At 33.6% G+C, this 18756-nt stretch carries 16 protein-coding genes and 1 tRNA gene; 15 read left to right on the top strand and 2 right to left on the bottom strand.

Annotated features, from left to right (window positions below):
• Positions 1–95 precede the first annotated feature (95 nt).
• Entirely contained in the window at positions 96–608 is a 513-nt protein-coding gene (locus HM992_RS01635) for a 30S ribosomal protein S16 (protein ID WP_178986732.1), read from the bottom strand.
• 213 nt (positions 609–821) lie between these two features.
• Here HM992_RS01635 and HM992_RS01630 point away from each other — a divergent pair, with 213 nt between their 5' ends.
• From HM992_RS01630 to HM992_RS01565, 14 genes are all read left to right on the top strand, one after another.
• Positions 822–2033: a DUF6252 family protein gene (locus HM992_RS01630; protein ID WP_179318403.1), complete on the top strand. Its 1212-nt coding sequence runs from the start codon at positions 822–824 to the stop codon at positions 2031–2033.
• A gap of 225 nt (positions 2034–2258) precedes the next feature.
• Positions 2259–6638, top strand: coding sequence for a DNA polymerase III subunit alpha (dnaE, locus tag HM992_RS01625; protein WP_179318401.1), 4380 nt, complete (start codon positions 2259–2261; stop codon positions 6636–6638).
• Positions 6639–6901: 263 nt separating this feature from the next.
• Complete coding sequence (locus HM992_RS01620) at positions 6902–7924, top strand: SseB family protein (protein WP_179318399.1); 1023 nt, start codon at positions 6902–6904, stop codon at positions 7922–7924.
• A gap of 142 nt (positions 7925–8066) precedes the next feature.
• Positions 8067–8408: an SdpI family protein gene (locus tag HM992_RS01615; protein ID WP_179318397.1), complete on the top strand. Its 342-nt coding sequence runs from the start codon at positions 8067–8069 to the stop codon at positions 8406–8408.
• A gap of 189 nt (positions 8409–8597) precedes the next feature.
• Positions 8598–9161, top strand: coding sequence for a TetR/AcrR family transcriptional regulator (locus HM992_RS01610; protein ID WP_179318395.1), 564 nt, complete (start codon positions 8598–8600; stop codon positions 9159–9161).
• A 62-nt stretch (positions 9162–9223) separates the two neighbouring features.
• Positions 9224–9970 (top strand): SDR family NAD(P)-dependent oxidoreductase, encoded by a 747-nt coding sequence (locus HM992_RS01605; protein WP_179318393.1) that lies wholly within the window; start codon positions 9224–9226, stop codon positions 9968–9970.
• Between the two features lie 106 nt (positions 9971–10076).
• Positions 10077–11057, top strand: coding sequence for an alpha/beta fold hydrolase (locus tag HM992_RS01600; protein WP_179318391.1), 981 nt, complete (start codon positions 10077–10079; stop codon positions 11055–11057).
• A 9-nt stretch (positions 11058–11066) separates the two neighbouring features.
• Complete coding sequence (locus tag HM992_RS01595) at positions 11067–12035, top strand: alpha/beta fold hydrolase (RefSeq protein WP_179318389.1); 969 nt, start codon at positions 11067–11069, stop codon at positions 12033–12035.
• A 297-nt stretch (positions 12036–12332) separates the two neighbouring features.
• Positions 12333–12650: a thioredoxin gene (gene trxA / locus HM992_RS01590; RefSeq protein WP_020898224.1), complete on the top strand. Its 318-nt coding sequence runs from the start codon at positions 12333–12335 to the stop codon at positions 12648–12650.
• A gap of 67 nt (positions 12651–12717) precedes the next feature.
• Complete coding sequence (locus HM992_RS01585; protein ID WP_179318387.1) at positions 12718–13647, top strand: DUF58 domain-containing protein; 930 nt, start codon at positions 12718–12720, stop codon at positions 13645–13647.
• Positions 13648–13723: 76 nt separating this feature from the next.
• Positions 13724–13797, top strand: a tRNA-Asp gene (locus HM992_RS01580).
• Positions 13798–14450: 653 nt separating this feature from the next.
• Positions 14451–14624 carry a hypothetical protein gene (locus HM992_RS01575; protein ID WP_178986742.1) on the top strand — a complete coding sequence of 58 codons (174 nt, stop codon included), beginning with the start codon at positions 14451–14453 and terminating at the stop codon, positions 14622–14624.
• Between the two features lie 139 nt (positions 14625–14763).
• Positions 14764–16791: an ATP-binding protein gene (locus HM992_RS01570; protein WP_179318385.1), complete on the top strand. Its 2028-nt coding sequence runs from the start codon at positions 14764–14766 to the stop codon at positions 16789–16791.
• A gap of 5 nt (positions 16792–16796) precedes the next feature.
• Positions 16797–17465, top strand: coding sequence for a response regulator (locus tag HM992_RS01565; protein WP_178986744.1), 669 nt, complete (start codon positions 16797–16799; stop codon positions 17463–17465).
• A 234-nt stretch (positions 17466–17699) separates the two neighbouring features.
• Here HM992_RS01565 and HM992_RS01560 read toward each other — a convergent pair whose 3' ends face one another.
• Positions 17700–18197 carry a DUF456 domain-containing protein gene (locus HM992_RS01560; protein ID WP_179318383.1) on the bottom strand — a complete coding sequence of 166 codons (498 nt, stop codon included), beginning with the start codon at positions 18195–18197 and terminating at the stop codon, positions 17700–17702.
• A 198-nt stretch (positions 18198–18395) separates the two neighbouring features.
• Here HM992_RS01560 and HM992_RS01555 point away from each other — a divergent pair, with 198 nt between their 5' ends.
• Positions 18396–18755, top strand: coding sequence for a BlaI/MecI/CopY family transcriptional regulator (locus HM992_RS01555; RefSeq protein ID WP_179318381.1), 360 nt, complete (start codon positions 18396–18398; stop codon positions 18753–18755).
• Position 18756: the final 1 nt, after the last annotated feature.

The following is an 18756-nucleotide window of genomic DNA, read 5'->3' as shown; positions in this document are numbered from 1 at the left end:
CTAAAATACATCTCTACTGCGCTCGATGTGACATTTTGGGTATAAAAAAACCCAGACTAAAATAGTCTGGGTTAAAAGTATAAAAAAATTATTTTTTATTCTTCTTCGTTAGCTGCTGTTTCTTCAGTTGCAACATCTTCTGCTACTTCTTCTTCAACAACTGGCGTTGCTGCAGCAATACGTGCTTCATTTACAGCTTTTTCAGCTTCTAATGCTTTAGCTTTAGCATCAGCATCAGCTTTAGATAAGCCATCAGTTTTTGCTTCAACTTTAGCTGCTTTTTCTTCTAACCAAGCGTTGAATTTTGTTTCAGCTTGCTCTTCTGTTAATGCACCTTTTCTAACTCCACCAGCTAAATGGTTTTTTAGCATTGCTCCTTTATAAGATAAAATAGCTTTTGCAGTGTCAGTTGGTTGTGCACCATTTTGCAACCATTGTACAGCTCCGTCAACATCTAATTCGATAGTTGCAGGATTTGTGTTTGGATTGTAAGCACCTAGTTTCTCTAAGTATTTACCATCTCTTTTAGCGCGAGAATCCGCTGCTACGATCCAGTAATAAGGTTTTCCTTTTTTACCGTGTCTTTGTAATCTAATTTTTACAGGCATAATAATTAATTAATGAGGTTCTCGACCTCTGTTATTAATGAGGGCGCAAAGATACTATTATTTTTTATAACTGAGTGAAATAAATCACTTTAACTTATAACACGCTTACTTTAGCTAAAAGAAGAATCAGAGTTACGCTCATTATTAAAAATTATTATACTTTTGACATTCTTGTTTCGTTATATTTGAAGCATAGATAAAACACATTTTTAAATGATGAAAAAACTAATCCTCTTATCTCTTGTTTTTTTAACAGTTTTTAGCTGTGGTGATGAAGTGCAATTTAATACACCTGCTTTTCAAGGAGATCGTGAGAATGAGCTTTGGAGGGCAAAAGGCTTTTCGGCAAGTATTGGAATTAATGGATTTTTAACCATAACAGGAACTAATGGTCCTGAATCTGTTAAACTTACAGTGCCGTCAGTAATCGAATCAACTTTTATTGTCGGTGACATAGATGTTATTGAGGCACAATATATTGATGGTTTTGGAACTACATATTCTACAATTAATAAACCAGATGAAAGTGTTTCAATATACCCTGAGTTAGGTGAAATTATTATTCAAGAAATAGATGTTGTCAACAAAACCTTCACAGGAACGTATAGATTTTTAGCATTTGATGCTTCTGGATTAAATTCAGTGGGATTTACAAATGGTATTTTTTATAAGGTGCCTTTGATTTCTGGTGAGTTTCCGGCAAACCCAATAACTTGTATGGATGTAGAAATCGCAGCTGATATTGCATTGTTGGCTTATGAAGCGACTTTTGCTTCCGATTTAGATTTTGTAAATAGAGATGCTTATTTAGCAGCTTGTAATGCGTATTCAAACGCGCTAACTGAACAGCGTACATATTGTGGAGATTCAGATGGATCATTGCAAGCTATTATAGATGGTTTAGGTGATTGTCAGATTTCTTGTGAGATTGCTACGGCTAATGTGGTAGAAGCAAATTCGCAATATATTACTGCAACTATTGGTAATTTTAATGAAAAATGTGCACAATATTTACTTTACTTACAAGAGCAAATTGAAATTTGTGGAGATGTGGATGGTAGTATTCAGGCAGCAATAGATGGTTTGGATTGTGGTGATGCGGATGGAGATGGAGTACCAGATGCTTATGAAGATTTTAATGGAAATGATGATCTTGAAGATGATGACACAGATGGTGATGGCATTCCAAATTATTTAGATAATGACGATGATGGTGATGGTGTATTAACACAATATGAAGCTAAAGATGCAGATGGTAATCCTGCAGATACAGATGGAGATGGAGATGTCGATTATTTAGATAATGATGATGATGGAGATACATTGTTAACCATTAACGAAAATGCAGATCCAAATGGTGATGGTAATCCTGACGATGCTGTCGATACCGATGGTGACGGAGTGCCAGATTATTTACAAGCATAAATAAAGCTTATATAAAAATATTAAAGCGTTACTCATTATGAGTGACGCTTTTTTTTATGTTCAAAACTCTTTGTAATTTCACTTGAGAAAAGTTCAAATTCTATGTAATTTTATAAGCTAACTTTTTGAAAGCTATAATTGTAATATTTGCTGATTATAAGTGTTTTACGCTTTGGTGACCTTGCAGTAAAATACACCATTTAATAATAAACGACAGAACAACGCATGTACTTAATATTCGATACCGAAACCACAGGATTACCAAAACGTTGGGATGCACCAATTACAGATACTGACAATTGGCCAAGATGTATTCAAATTGCGTGGCAATTGCACGATGGTATGGGGAATTGTATTGAGCATGAAGATTATTTGGTACAACCGGATGGGTTCAATATTCCTTATGATGCTGAAAAAATCCATGGTATTTCAACCGAATTAGCCCAAGAACAAGGCATTCCACTTTCTGAAGTTTTAGAGAAATTTAATGCGGCTTTGGCTAAAACTAAATTTGTTGTCGGGCAAAATGTAAAGTTCGATTTAAATATTATGGGTGCAGAATTTGTACGTGAAAACGTTACAAATCCACTTCAAGAATTACCCGTTTTAGATACTTGTACCGAGCACACAGCAACCTTGTGTCAATTACCAGGTGGACGTTATGGAAAGTTTAAATTACCAACCTTAACGGAGTTACATGAGTATTTATTTAATAAACCCTTTTCTGAAGCACACAATGCCACAGCCGATGTTGAAGCAACGACACGTTGTTTTTTAGAATTAATAAGACGTAAACAATACACCAAAGAGCAGTTAGATGTAGAGCCAGAATATTTTGAGAATTTCACGCAAGAAAACCCTGCAGAAATCCAACTCATTGGTTTAAAACATATAAATCTTAAGAAGGAAAGTGCTAAAATTAACGCACGACTTCAAAAAGAACAAGCCACACCAACAGTAGTAGATAAAGAAGCGGCATCACAAATAAAAGATGTCGATTTTGCCCATTTACATAATCATTCACAATATTCCATTCTTCAATCCACCATTAGTGTTAAAGATTTAGTTGCTGCAGCAGCCAGAGAAAATATGCCAGCTGTTGCGATGACGGATCATGGAAATATGATGGGAGCCTTTCACTTTGTAACGGCAGTTTCCAATCATAACAAAGGAGTTAAATCACAACATAAACAGGCAGAGGAAGCGGGATTAGAAAAGAAAGGTAAAATCATAAAACCAATTATTGGTTGTGAGTTTTTTGTATGTGAAAACCATGCAGACAAAACCCGAAAAGATAATGGGTATCAAATTGTCTTAATGGCTAAGAATAAAAAGGGCTATCATAATTTGGCAAAATTATCTTCAGCAGCCTTTACCGATGGATTTTATTACGTACCGAGAATTGATAAAAAACTGATTGAGCAATACAAAGAAGATTTAATCTGCCTTACAGGAAATCTGTATGGTGAAGTACCAAGTAAGGTATTAAATGTTGGAGAAATTCAAGCTGAAGAAGCCTTGTTATGGTGGAAAGAAACCTTTCAAGATGATTTGTATATAGAATTAATGCGTCACAATCAGGAAGATGAAAATCGTGTAAATCCTGTTTTGATTGGGTTTTCAAGAAAGCATGATGTTAAATTGGTAGCAACGAACAACACGTATTACGTCGATCAAGAAAATGCCAATGCGCATGATATTTTACTGTGTGTAAAAGATGGTGAAAAACAGGCGACGCCAATTGGTCGTGGTCGTGGTTATCGTTACGGTTTACCAAATCAAGAATATTATTTTAAGTCTTCAGAGGAGATGAAAGCACTCTTTAGAGATGTGCCAGAAGCGATTGTAAATATTCAAGAAGTAGTCGATAAAATTGAGCCTTATGAATTAGCGCGAGCTGTATTATTGCCTGCTTTCGATATTCCTGAAGAATTTAAATTTGAAGAAGATTTAGCCGATAGTGGTAAACGTGGTGAAAATGCATTTCTAAGACATTTAACCTACAAAGGGGCAAAAATACGTTACGGCGAGATTACACCAGCCATTGAAGAACGTCTTGATTTTGAGTTAAGCGTTATTGAAAAAACAGGGTATCCAGGTTATTTCCTAATTGTAGAAGATTTTATTCGCGAAGCTCGAAAAATGGATGTTTCCGTTGGTCCTGGTCGTGGATCTGCAGCAGGTTCGGTGGTCGCCTATTGTTTATGGATTACCAATATTGATCCTATAAAGTACGATTTACTTTTTGAGCGTTTCTTAAATCCAGATCGTGTAAGTATGCCCGATATTGATATCGATTTTGATGATGAGGGTCGTGGTCGTGTTATGCAATATGTAATTGATAAATACGGTTCAAACCAAGTAGCGCAGATTATTACTTATGGAACCATGGCTGCAAAATCTTCAATTAGAGATACCGCCAGAGTTTTAGATTTACCATTAAATGAAGCCGATCACATTGCGAAGTTAATTCCGTTGATGTCTAAACTAGGCAAGATTTTTGGACTTTCGGAAAAGGAATTAGCAAGTAAATTTAGAGCTGAAGATTTAGAGAAAATTAATGAATTACTCAATATTTCTGATGGTGACGATTTACAAGCCGAAACCATTAACCAAGCAAGAATCTTAGAAGGTTCGGTTCGTAATACCGGAATTCATGCTTGTGGCGTAATCATTACCCCTGGAGATATTACCAATTATGTGCCTGTAGCGCTGGCGAAGGATTCCGATTTATATGTTACCCAATTTGATAACTCTGTTGTAGAAGATGCAGGATTGTTGAAAATGGATTTCTTGGGATTAAAGACCTTAACCTTAATTAAAGATACGGTTAAACTTGTAAAAGCTAAGCACGATATTTTACTCGATCCGGAGAATTTTCCGTTAGATGATGTACCCACATACGAGTTATTCCAGCGTGGGGAAACAGTTGGTGTGTTTCAGTATGAATCGCCTGGCATGCAAAAACACATGAAGAATCTGAAACCTACGGTTTTTGATGATTTAATTGCCATGAACGCCTTGTATCGTCCTGGTCCGATGGAATATATTCCAAGTTTCATTGCGCGTAAACATGGTGATGAAGAGATTGTATACGATTTACCAGAAATGGAAGAATACCTTAAGGAAACCTACGGAATTACGGTTTACCAAGAGCAAGTAATGCTACTGTCTCAAAAGTTGGCTGATTTTACCAAAGGTGAAGCCGATGTCTTGAGGAAAGCGATGGGTAAAAAGCAGATTGCGGTTTTGGATAAGATGAAACCAAAATTCATTGAACAAGCAAGTGCAAAAGGTTTAGACGCTAAAAAGTTAGAAAAAATCTGGAAGGATTGGGAAGCCTTTGCGAGTTACGCCTTTAACAAGTCGCACTCTACATGTTATGCATGGATTGCTTACCAAACGGCTTATTTAAAAGCGCATTACCCTGCAGAATATATGGCTGCGGTTTTATCCAATAACATGAATGATATTAAATCCGTAACCTTCTTTATGGAAGAGTGTAAACGGATGCGATTACCGGTTTTAGGACCCGATGTTAATGAGAGTTTTTACAAGTTTTCAGTAAATAAAGATAATGCAGTTCGTTTCGGAATGGGAGCGATAAAAGGTGTTGGTCATGGAGCTGTTCAAACGATTGTAGACAACAGAAAAGAAGATGGAAACTATAAATCTATCTTCGATTTTGCCAAACGTATTGATTTACGTGCTGCCAATAAAAGGGCTTTTGAAGGGCTGGCGAATGCAGGCGGTTTTGATTGTTGGGCAGATACCCACAGAGCGCAATATTTTGCAGACGAAGGTGATGGTGTTAGCTTTTTAGAAAAAGCAGTTAAGTACGGAGCTAAACATCAAGAAAATGAGAACTCGGCACAAGTCAGTTTGTTTGGTGCGGCTAGCGATGTTCAGATCGCAGAACCTGTAGTGCCACCTTGTGAAGATTGGGGAACAATGGAGAAATTATCACGAGAACGCGAAGTGGTTGGGATTTATATATCTGGTCATCCACTCGATGATTTTAATATTGAAATGAAAACCTTTTGCAACGGAGTCGTAGCGCATTTTAATGATTTGGAGTCTATTGTAAATAAGGAAGTCACTTTTGGAGGTGTCGTTACCGATGTACAACATCGTGTGAGTAAACAAGGGAAAGGTTGGGCAATTTTTACGATTGAAGATTATACCGATAGTTTTGAATTTCGAATTTTTGGAGAAGATTATTTAAAGTTTAGACACTTCTTTGTCATTAACTCTTTTGTGTATGTCAGAGCCTTTGTACGAGAAGGTTGGGTAAACAGAGACACAGGTAAAAAAGGAGATCCAAGGATTCAGTTTAATAGTTTTCAGCTGTTGCATGATGTGATGGATACTTATGCTAAAAAGTTATCGATTCAATTAAATATTAAAGATTTAGAAAGGGAGACAGTTTCTGTGTTGTATGACTTAATAAAATTCCATGAAGGCAATCAAACCTTAAATTTTGTGGTCTATGATAATGCTGAAAAGATAAAAGTACAGATGCCAAGCCGAAAAAACAAAGTTAAGATTTCGCAACAACTTTTAAATAGTTTGAAGGAGCATGATATAATGTATAAGTTGAATTAGATTTCTTATATGATAAACAAAAATTCTTCAGACAAAATTATCTCGGATTTAACTTCTAAATATGGATTTTTATTGAATCTTAGAAAAAGGTTTAGGTTACAATAACAATTGCTATTGATAACACCTTGTTTCATGCAATCATTGTAAGTTGTTTATTAATATTTCTACAGAATATTCTATCTAAGATTTATTTAATAAATTAGTTGCTTAACCACGTCACTAGCTATACATAAAATCGTTAGTTTCAATTTGGAACAATACGCATGGGAATATTTGATATATTTAAGAAGAAGACAACTGACTCAACATTTCCAGAAAATGAATTAGAGAAAATTTTCTTGCGAGCTACACAAGAAATAGCTGCGCAAAAAGAATTTTATCAAAAATTATTATGGAGTCAATTGTTTGTTTTGACCGCCGAACATATGAATTCGGAAGAAGGAATTCAAACATTGGAAGAGGAAACAACTGTGCGATTTGTAACGTTTGAAGAAGGACAAATACCAATTTTTACTTCTACAAATAGAATTTTTGATAAAGGTATAATTAAAGAGGAAGTTCCTTATGTGAGTCTAAAAGGCCAGGATTTATTTCGTATTGCAGAAGGAGTAACATTTATCCTAAATCCTTATTCAAACTATGTAAAGGAATTAATTCCAGAAGAAATTGAAAATCTCATGAACGGAACAATCTATGACAAGATTGATGAACAAGAAATAGAGGATAATAAATTTCAAGAGTTTAATGACATATTTGAACGAGCAGGAAATAAACAAGAAGGATTGATCTTGCTTGACGGATACCATATTAAAAAATTAAATAAATCAGAAAAATCAAGACTAGAAGAATCTGTAATAGAATTTGAAAAATGTCTTGCCATAATTCCTGAACATTGGCAAAGTATGATATTAATGTCCAAGGCGCTTCAACGATTAGAAAGACATTCTGAAGCTCTTGAACATTTAGAAAATGCCTGTAAAATTGAATTGGAAAATCATTCCATTGCTATGGAAGCCTCATTGGAAGCTATGCATTTGAAAGATATTGAAAAAGCATTGTATTATTCTTCGGAATCTTTAAAAAGAAAACCCAATGATCCTGTATTGATGGGCAATCATGCAATGAATTTACTTGTAGCAAATAAGGACCAAGAAGCCAAAAATACTATAGACAATGCGATTAAATTAAAGTTTAATGACGCGGTAAATAAAAACATTAGAGCAGTTATAAATGACGTTATTTCTGGTAAACGAAAAAGACCAACTTTCGAAGACGCAATTAAATAATTAACGCGAGTTAACACCTTGTTTAATTAATTGTTTGGTCAATGTCAACTTGCTAACATTGCTGTAAAATATTCTCACTATGACTTATTTATAAATTAAGTGTTTATACTATAGTTAAAAACCCTAAATAGAAATTAATAACATGTTGTTCGAAAATCCATTATTTTTAATTCCTTTTAGCAGCGGACTTATTTTTTGCGTTGTAGGATTGGTTATGTATAAATTTCCACCAAAGAAGATTAACGGAATCTATGGCTATAGAACGGCAAGCTCTATGAAAAATCAAGTGAGATGGGATTTTGCACAGATATATGCCTCTAAACAAATGATAAAATACGGACTGCTACTTTCAGTATTTGGATTAGTTGGTTTGGTGTACGAGCCAGCTGAAAGTATTTCTACTATGTTAGGCTTAGGTTTAATGATTTTAATGGTAGTTATACTGGTCATCAAAGTTGAGAAAAAAAATCAAAGAAGAGTTTAAAGATAGTTAATATAAACGTATTAGAAACACTTTCTTAAATCACTAGTGGTGCGGTTCTTAAAATTATTGTTTGCGTGCTTTTTTTAAATGCAATTTGAGAAATTAAGTCTCTTTTTCATTTTATTAATTTAATAGAAGAAAAAAACAGACAGACTTGTCTGTTTTTAAAATTATTTATATATTTGCACTATGAAACATGCCGAAGTAAAAAATAGAATTACAGAAACGGCCTCATTTTTATTTTATAAGAATGGGTATAATTCTACAGGTATCAATCAAATTATTGCGGAAGCAGGCATTGCTAAGGCAACGTTATACAATCATTTTAAATCTAAAGAAGATATTTGTCTGGCGTATCTTCAGCATAAGAATATCAATTTTCTAGAAGATTTTGAAACTTTTACAACGTCTAAACCAAAAGGAAAAGAGCAAATCCTAGCGATATTCGATTTCCTTCAACTGTTTTATCAAGATAAAGATTTTAATGGCTGTTGGTGTATTAAAACCGTTTCGGAAATTCCAAAAGATAACGAGATGATTCGTAATGAAATTCAATCTCAAAAAAATGATTTTATTGCCATCGTAGCAAGACTGATTACCAATAATTTAGAACAAGTGAAAAGTGAGCAAGTAAATTCACTCGCAAGACAAATATACTTACTGTATGAAAGTGCTGTTGGAGAAAGTCACTTGCATCAAGAAGATTGGCCTATTGTAGAGTCTAAAAATTTATGTGAAAAAATAATAGCTTAAAAAAATTTGAACAAACAAAGACAGACCTGTCTGTCTAATTTTAATAATTTAATAAAAATATAATGAAAGAATTTGAAAACAAAGTAGCCTTAATCATTGGTGGAACAAGCGGAATAGGGAGTGCCACTACAAACGCCTTATTAGAAGGTGGTGCAACTGTACATGTTGTAGGTAGAAATACAGATAAAATTGCAGACGCACCAAACTTAGTAAAACACACAGCAAACATCTCTAGTACAACAGAAGTGGATGCCTTAATCGCTAAAATTGATGGCTTAGATAACTTAGACTATTTAGTGAATGCATCAGGGATTTTTGGCCCTAAACCGTTTTTAGATCATACTATGGAAGACTATAATTCGTATTTAGATTTAAACAGAGGCTTCTTCTTTATCACACAAAGTGCTGCTCGAAAAATGAAAGCGACTCAAGGAGGCTCTATTGTGAATGTAGGTTCTATGTGGGCAAAACAAGCTGTAAAAGCAACACCTTCTACGGCCTATTCTATGCAGAAAGCAGGTTTACACTCGCTAACGCAACATTTGGCTATGGAATTAGCAGAAGATAACATTCGTGTGAATGCAGTGTCTCCTGCCTTAGTAAATACGCCTGTATATCATGGTGTTTTTGGAGGTGAAGAAGCAGCTAAAGAAGCATTGGTTGGCTTTAATGGTTTTCATCCTATCGGTCGTTTTGGAGAAGCAGAAGATGTTGCCAATAGTATTGTCTTTTTATTATCAGATAAGGCTGCTTGGGTAACAGGTGCTATTTGGGATACCGATGGTGGTGTTATGGCTGGTAGAAATTAAAAAACTAAAAATAATTATTGAGCCATAACCTTAACTCATTTTGGTTATGGCTTTTCTATTTTATAAATCTCAAAATAATTTTGAGATTTAAATTTGAATTCAAACTATGAAAAATTTAGTCCTAATCTTAAGTATTGTTTTACTGTTTATGTCTTGTAAAGAGGAGGTAACATCAGAAACAGATCGTGTTTCTAAAGCAATAACATCCAAGGTTACAAGTGAAAAATCAACTTTAAAATATAAAACATTAGCTGTAAACGGAATAAACATAGCTTATAGAGAAGCTGGTAATCCTAAAAAACCAACCATCGTTTTACTACATGGTTTTCCGGCATCATCGTATCAATACCGAAAAGTGTTAGCACAACTCTCTAACGAGTTTCATTTAATTGCACCTGATTATCCTGGTTTTGGTAATAGTGATTTTCCAGATGCGGAAACGTTTACCTATACATTTGATAATATTGCAGTTACTATTGATTCATTTTTAGAACAAAAAGGGATTAATTCTTATGCGATAATGATTCAAGATTATGGCGCACCTATTGGTTTTAGATTAGCGACTGCACATCCTGAAAGAATTACAGCCATCATCAATCAAAACGGAAATGCTTATGAAGAAGGTTTAGGTGAGGCTTGGGCTGGAATAAGGGCACTTTGGAAAAACAGAACTAAAGAAACAGAAGATGCTTTATTACCTGCATTTTCATTAGAAGGTTTAAAATGGCAATACACACATGGTGTTAGAGATATAGAAACTGTAGATCCGGATACTTATAATTTAGATTATTTGAGATTGTCTCGACCAAACGCACATGCCGTAAATTTAGATTTGTTTTACGATTATCAAAATAACGTGAAGCTTTACCCAAAATGGCAGCAATATTTAAGAGATAATCAACCACCATTATTAATAGTTTGGGGTAAAAACGATGCTTTTTTTCCTGAAAGTGGAGCCGAAGCGTTCAAAAAAGATGTAAAAGAGATTGATTATAATATTTACGATACAGGACATTTTGCTCTAGAAGAAGAGGGTGATGCTATTATTGAAAGCATAAGAAACTTCATGAGAAATCAGAACAAATAGATATATAGAATGAAGCAATCTGTAATAATTTTACTGGTTTCACTAGCCTTATTTGGATGTCAGCGTAAATCAGAAGAGACTAAAAAACAATTCTTTTTACCACCAGCGACGACCTATAATTATGTAGAAATTGATAGTGTAAAACTGTTTTATAGAGCAGCAGGAGATCAAAGCAAACCAACGATTGTATTGCTTCACGGTTATCCATCGTCTTCACACTCTTATAGGAATCTTATTCCTATGTTGGCAACGCATTATCATGTGATTGCACCAGATAATTTAGGGTCGGGTTACAGCACACATTTAGATCCGGCAACCACAACATACACTTTTGATGTATTGGCGGACTATACGGAGAAGCTAATCGATACACTTCAAATTAAGAATTATGTAATGTACATGCAAGATTTTGGAGCTCCTGTGGGATACCGAATGATGATGAAAAATCCAAAACGGATTGAGGCTTTAATTGTTCAAAACGCGAATGCATATCTAGATGGTTTAACGCCTAAGAGACACGATTTTTTTAGAACGGCACAAACGGATACTTCTCAAGTAAAGCACGATTTTTTATATCGTTTAACAGGTGAAGATGCGATAATAAACCAGCAGTATTTATTTGATTTAGACAGCACAAATATCAACATTCAAAGTCCAGATGCTTGGACACACGATTTGGTGTTTTTAAGGTCTCAAAAAGACAGAGAAATTCAAGTGCAGTTATTTCAGGATTACAATACCAATTTAATTCGCTATTCGAAATGGCAAAAGATGTTAAGAAATAACCAACCAAAAACCTTAATTGTTTGGGGTAAAAAGGATTTGAAATTTAATGCTAATGGAGCCAAAGCATATTTAAGAGATTTACCCAATGCAGAGTTGCACTTATTAGATGCTGGCCATTTTGCAGCAGAAGAAAAGACTCAGGATATTGCAATACTTATTTTAGAATTTTTGTCTAAGAATGAGATAAGATAAAGAGTTAAAAGTGCGAAACCTACTTTATAAATCATATTTAAGGTAAAGGCTTGTAGTTATCCTAAATTTGCGCAAAGGATGGTAACGGCATCCTTTTTTTCTCTCAAAAGCAAAAAAGATATAGTGGACAGCCTGGTTTATGCGCCCCAAAAAGTGCATATATAAGTCATCTATATGGCTATAATCAAAACATATACAGCCATTGTAAGGTTTGCCAAATATTTTGACTAATTTTGCAGTTACATCCGTAAAGGGTGTATAGAAAACGAAGTAAAATACATTTAAAAAATAAACATTATGGCATTAGAGATAACAGATGCAAATTTTGAAGAGACAGTATTAAAGAGTGACAAGCCTGTAGTAGTTGATTTTTGGGCTGCTTGGTGTGGACCTTGTCGTATGGTTGGACCAATCATTGACGAAATCAGTACAGAATACGAAGGTAAAGCTGTAGTTGGTAAAGTGGATGTTGATGCAAACCAAGAATTTGCAGCTAAATATGGTGTAAGAAACATACCTACAGTATTGGTTTTTCAAGGTGGTGAAGTTGTTGGTCGCCAAGTAGGAGTTGCTCCTAAAAAAGCATACTCTGACGCTATCGACGCACTTTTATAGTCAATACTCTAAAAGAAATGATAAAAGGTTTGCCTATACGGCAAACCTTTTTTAGTTTCGGTAACTGATGGATTTACAACAAGAACTCAATAAAACAGGAGGTTTTAAAAATCTCGAATTATTAGCGAAGCAAGTCGTTGAAGGCTTTATTGCTGGCATGCATAAAAGTCCGTTTCATGGGTTTTCGGCAGAATTTGCTGAGCATAAAATTTACAATCCAGGGGAAAGCACTAAACATATTGATTGGAAACTCTATGCCAAAACAGATCGTTTATATACGAAGCGTTATGATGAGGAAACTAATTTACGCTGTCATATTATTTTAGACAATAGCAGTTCTATGCATTATCCTGATTCGGCTGGGACTTCTATAGATCATCTTAATAAAGTAGCCTTTTCAGCTTTAGCGAGTGCATCCTTAATGCATATTCTTAAAAAGCAGCGCGATGCTGTAGGCTTAAGTATTTATAGTGATAATTATGATTTTTATTCACCAGAAAAAGGGAGTGAGCGTCATCACCAGATGTTATTGCATAAACTGAGTGATGCTGTAGTTTCTAAACCAGAAACAAAAACAACAGAAACGTATCGGTATTTGCATCAGATTGCAGAAAAAATTCATCGTAGGTCCTTAATTTTTGTGTTTACAGATATGTTTCAAACGTCAGAAGACGATGAAAAACTGTTTGAAGCGTTGCGACATTTAAAGCATAATAAGCATGAAGTGGTCTTATTTCATGTTTTTGACAAAGAAAAAGAGTTGTCGTTTGATTTTGATAATAGACCCAAGCGTTTTATAGATGTGGAGACTGGAGATCATATTAATTTATATGCGGATAATGTGAAGGTGACTTACGAAAAAGCTGTGAAAGAGTATTTTACGGATTTAAAATTAAGGTGTGGTCAATACAGAATTAAGTATGTGGAAGCCGATATTAAGGCCGGATTTAATAACATATTAACCACCTATATGATAGAGCGACAAAAATTTATTTAGATTATTTATTATTTTTTTTGATTTTTGTTTGTGGAATTGAAAATGCGATGTATATTTGCACTCGCAATTAAGCAACGGTCTGGTAGTTCAGTTGGTTAGAATGTCGCCCTGTCACGGCGAAGGTCGCGGGTTCGAGTCCCGTCCAGACCGCTAAAATTGCAGAAAGAAGCTTCAAGAAATTGAGGCTTTTTTTAAGCAATTTAACGAAGTTGTGTTGTTCCAAGAGCAATCTTGGAAGTAGTTTACCAAAGTGATTTGGTATTCCAATGAGAAGCTTTCCTTTCTTTCTGAATAAGAAGATTGGGATGCTTTTTTGTTTTAATGCAATACATGTGACTTTAATATAAAGTTGGTGTCTAATAGATGCTATTAATCAACAAAAAAGGTGTAATAAGAAATTATTACACCTTTTTTTGTGCTTTAATGAGCCTGTTGAGATAGTAAAAAACTAGGTAATAAAGTAAGGCGATAATGTTAACTAGAACGCAAGTTACCAACAGGTTATGAACATGTAAAACGCATTTAGTCGGGTAATAAAAGCGTTTAATCGAGGGTTTGTTAGGAATTTACGAAAATACGTTTATATTTGCAGTTCTTATTAAGTTTTGAAAACGCTTAAAAAGAAATATTTTAATCCATTTTACTACAGGCAAGTAATTGCTTAAAAAACGTCCCTCGTTTTAAGTTTTAGTATTGTTTTAGGTTTCCCCTAAAATAGTTAATAATCCATTCCCTTCCCTCAGTGTATCGCCTAGCGTTACCGATTTTGATATTGACTAATTTTAACCCTAAATATAATACGTATGAAAACCCTAAAAATTACTTTTGCATTACTAGCTGTTTTATTATTAACGGTATCTGGAATCCAATCAGACAACGTTACAGTTAATGATGAAGAACCTACTTACAAAGAAAAAACGAGTTATGACCTATTGGCTCATGATAAGACTAGAATAAAGTTAAAAACTCAAGGATAATATATCATTTTATTTAATAAGAATTCATAGCCCACTTAATGAGTGGGCTTTTTACGTTAGTATAAAACCAAATGATAATTAAAATATAGTTTTGATATTTTAGTATATATTTGATTGATTAATTAATTACTTCGTTTAGATGCGTATTTATCTTACTTTAATTCTTTTATTCTTGTTTGGAAACGCATTTTCTCAAAACCACTATTCAAATACATACGATAGTATTTTTAAACTAAGAAGCCTATCGTTTGATGATGATTTATCTGATAGTTTAAGGGTTGTTTATGCCAATAAAGCTATGGTGTTATCACACAAAACTTCTGAAGATAGCACAGTTCTTAAAAGTGGAAGAAAATTAGGGATGTTGTATGATGTGTTAGGTCAAACTGATCTGTGGCAACAACAGAATAAAAATAATTTACAACTAGCGCAGAAATTATCTGATACATTGGCATTAGCTGTAGCTAATCTTAATATTGGTATAGCAAAACAGTATTATGACGTTCAATATGATAGCGCATTTTATTACTACAGAGGCGCATTAAAGTATTATGATGAATTAGGTGATACGGAACTTGTGGCAACACTATATAGTTATATTGCCGAAATTCAACTAAATGAGAAAGTTTATATAAGTAGTGAGGAAAATGCAATTAAAGCATTAAGATTATATAATACTCTGCCAAAAACGGAATCTATTTTAGATGATATTTGGATTGTAAATAATCTATTAGGTCAAATATCGGGACACCTAGGTCGCTATACTGAAGCTTTAGAATATCATAATAAAGCCATTGACATAGCTAATGACATGAGGAATGGTGAACGGAACAAAACCATCTCACTTCATAATCAAGCTAACATGTATATTAAATTACATGATTATGAAAAAGCTATTGAACTTTTTAATGATCTCATTGAATTACGACCAGTTTACGAAGCGCAAGAGCCAACATTCTATCCATTAATTATTAATAATCTTGCTTTTACTAAAGTACTTGCTGGTCATAACGATTATGATAAAATAGATAATATGTTCTATGAAGCATATAATATTAGTTCTAGTCTTGATGATGACGTTACTAAACTTGCCGTAACAATTGATTTATCAAAATATTATAAGCATTTAGCGCTAAAAGATTCCACTTTAAAATATACGGTCAAGGCTTATAATTTAGCAAAGAAAATATCGTCAACAGATATTTTATTAGAATCCATGGTTTTGCTTTCTGAGTTAAAAGGCGGAGAGGAAGGTAAAAGGTATCTATACGATTACATAAAACTAACGGATAGTTTATTATATGTAGAACGAAATGTAAGAAATAAATTTGCTAGAATTGAACTTGAAACCGATCAACTAGTCGCAGAAAACAAACAAATATCTAAAGAAAACCTCTATTTACTAATTTTATCTATTGGTCTTTTAGTGACAGCCATATTAGTTTATATCTTAATTTCTCAACGCGCAAAAAACAGAAAGTTAAAACTAATTCAAGTACAGCAAAAAGCAAATGAAGATATCTATAACCTAATGCTAGGGCAGCAAGATAAAGTAGATGAAGCTAGGGCTAAGGAAAAAACAAGAGTGTCAAAAGAGTTGCACGATGGAGTTTTAGGAGGGCTTTTTGGAGTGCGTTTAAGCTTAGATAGTATTAATTTCCAAGAAGGAAAAGAGGCGATGATGACACGAGCCAAATATATTAGTCAGCTTAAAACTATTGAACATGACATTCGGAAAATATCACACGAATTAAACACCGATTTTGTTTCTGGATCTAGCTTTGTAGATATTGTGTCTGAACTCATTGAGAATCAATCTCAAGCTTATAATTTAGAATACGAATTTGATTATACAGACGATATTCATTGGGATTTAGTATCTAATAAAGTGAAAATAAATATTTATCGTATCATTCAAGAGTCTATGCAGAATATCTATAAACATGCCAATGCTAAAGTCATTGAAATTAGTATTTCGTTGGAAAAAGACTTAATTTGCTTGGATATTGTAGACGATGGCTCTGGCTTTGATATTTCAAAAAGTAAAAAAGGCATTGGTTTAAAAAATATGAGTTCTCGAGTAAGTGATATCAACGGCACTATAAACTTTTCCTCACAATCCGATACTGGTACAACAGTTAATGTAAAAATTCCCTATACAAACTAATTCAAATGGAACACATCAAAATTTTAATGGTAGACGATCATCCTATAATTATTGAAGGCTATCAAAATGTTTTAATGGCAACTAAAAAGGAGGATCAAAGTTTATATATAGATACGGCTAATAATTGCGATACTGCGGTAATAATGATTGAACGTGCATCAAAAAAATACCCATACGATGTTTGCTTTTTTGATATTAGTTTACCAGGATCAGAAGATGGCAAGTTTGCTTCGGGTGAAGATTTAGCATTGTTAGCAAAGCGTTTAATGCCTAGAGCTAAGATTGTAATTTTAACAATGTTTAATGAAACGTATAGAATCCATAATATTATAAAAGAAATTGATCCAGACGGATTTCTTATAAAAAGTGATTTAACATCTATGGAATTGGCAGATGGTTTTCAGCAAATATTAAAATCCCCTCCATATTATAGTAGCACTGTAAGTAATTACACTAAAAAAACAATTTCTAGCGATATATATGTAGATGATATAAATCGAAAAATTTTGCACTTACTATCTCAAGGTATAAAAACAAAAAGTCTAAATGAATATATAGACATTTCTACAAGTGCCATTGAAAAACGGAAAAAACAGCTTAAAATTTTGTTTTCTGTGGCCGATGGAAAGGACGAAACCTTACTAAAAGAAGCACGAGAGAAGGGATATTTATAAAAAAACGAAGAAATATGGCATTTTTATGTCATGTTAAAACTCTTGAAACTACCGTTAAATAAGAAAACTACGGTTTTACCACAGCAAGTTTGCGGTTTTACCACAGCAAAGAGTTAAATGTGTTCTATATATTGCACCTGTCAGCAAGAGTTAATTAATCCCTTATTAAGTAATTGTTGAATTAATAGCAAGAATAAAAACCTAGTCTCATCTTATGTGGCTAGGTTTTTTCTATTAATACCAATTTGCATTATGTTCCGATAATTTTACAATAAAAAAGCCGAAGTAAATTATAGCTATAATAAATTTTAAAAATGTTGAAGCAATAAACCCTAAGAACGAACCAAAAGCAGCTTTCAGTGCTTTGTTAAAATCATTTCTGTGTATAAGTTCTCCAACTAAAGCACCAACAAAAGGGCCAATGATAATACCAAAAGGAATAGGTGAGAACAACCCAATAATTAAGCCGAGCGTTGTGCCAATCATTCCGGCTTTACTACCACCAAAACGCTTGGTGCCAATGGCAGGAATAATATAATCTAAGACATAAATAAAGATAGCGACTAAAAGCGAGACAATTAAAAACGTTTGACTCAATTCTACACCTTCTGTAAAATGAAGTACCAAAAGACCTGCCCAACTTGTAAGTGGTCCAGGTAAAACGGGAAGAAAACTCCCAAGAACACCCAATATCATTAAAAGTAATGCCACAAGCACTAAAAATAGTTCCATATAAATAAATTCAATTCATTAATATGACGTCATAAGTAAGGAATTGTTACAATTTTTAAACTAAATAATTAGTTGAAACTAAATTTTTAGTTATATTAGCAGTGTGATTTAATAATATCATGTTGAGGATCCTGAAATTAATGCAGAATCTCATATATGTTTAACTAAATAAGAATCCCGCTGTCGTGGGACATAAATATGAAACAATTAACAAAAGCCGAAGAGGAGATTATGCATGCCTTATGGCAACTTAAAAAAGCGAATGTAAAGTCTATAATAGAAACGTTACCAGAGCCCAAACCGGCGTATAATACAGTTTCTACCATCGTTAGAATTTTAGAATCGAAGGGTTTTGTAGACTATGAGAAAAAAGGGAAAGGCCATGTGTATTTTCCGATAGTTGCTAAAGAATCTTATAGCAATCAATCCATTAATAAATTAGTAGATAATTATTTTCAAGGCTCTTTTAAAAGTATGGTGTCCTTTTTCGTCCAGAAAAATGATGTGGATGTTAAGGATATTGAAACCTTACTGAATGAAATCAATAAAAAGGACTAAT

Origin of the sequence: Winogradskyella helgolandensis (assembly GCF_013404085.1) — a bacterium.
Classification (GTDB): Bacteria; Bacteroidota; Bacteroidia; order Flavobacteriales; family Flavobacteriaceae; genus Winogradskyella; species Winogradskyella helgolandensis.
This window is presented reverse-complemented; position numbering and strand designations above follow the sequence as displayed.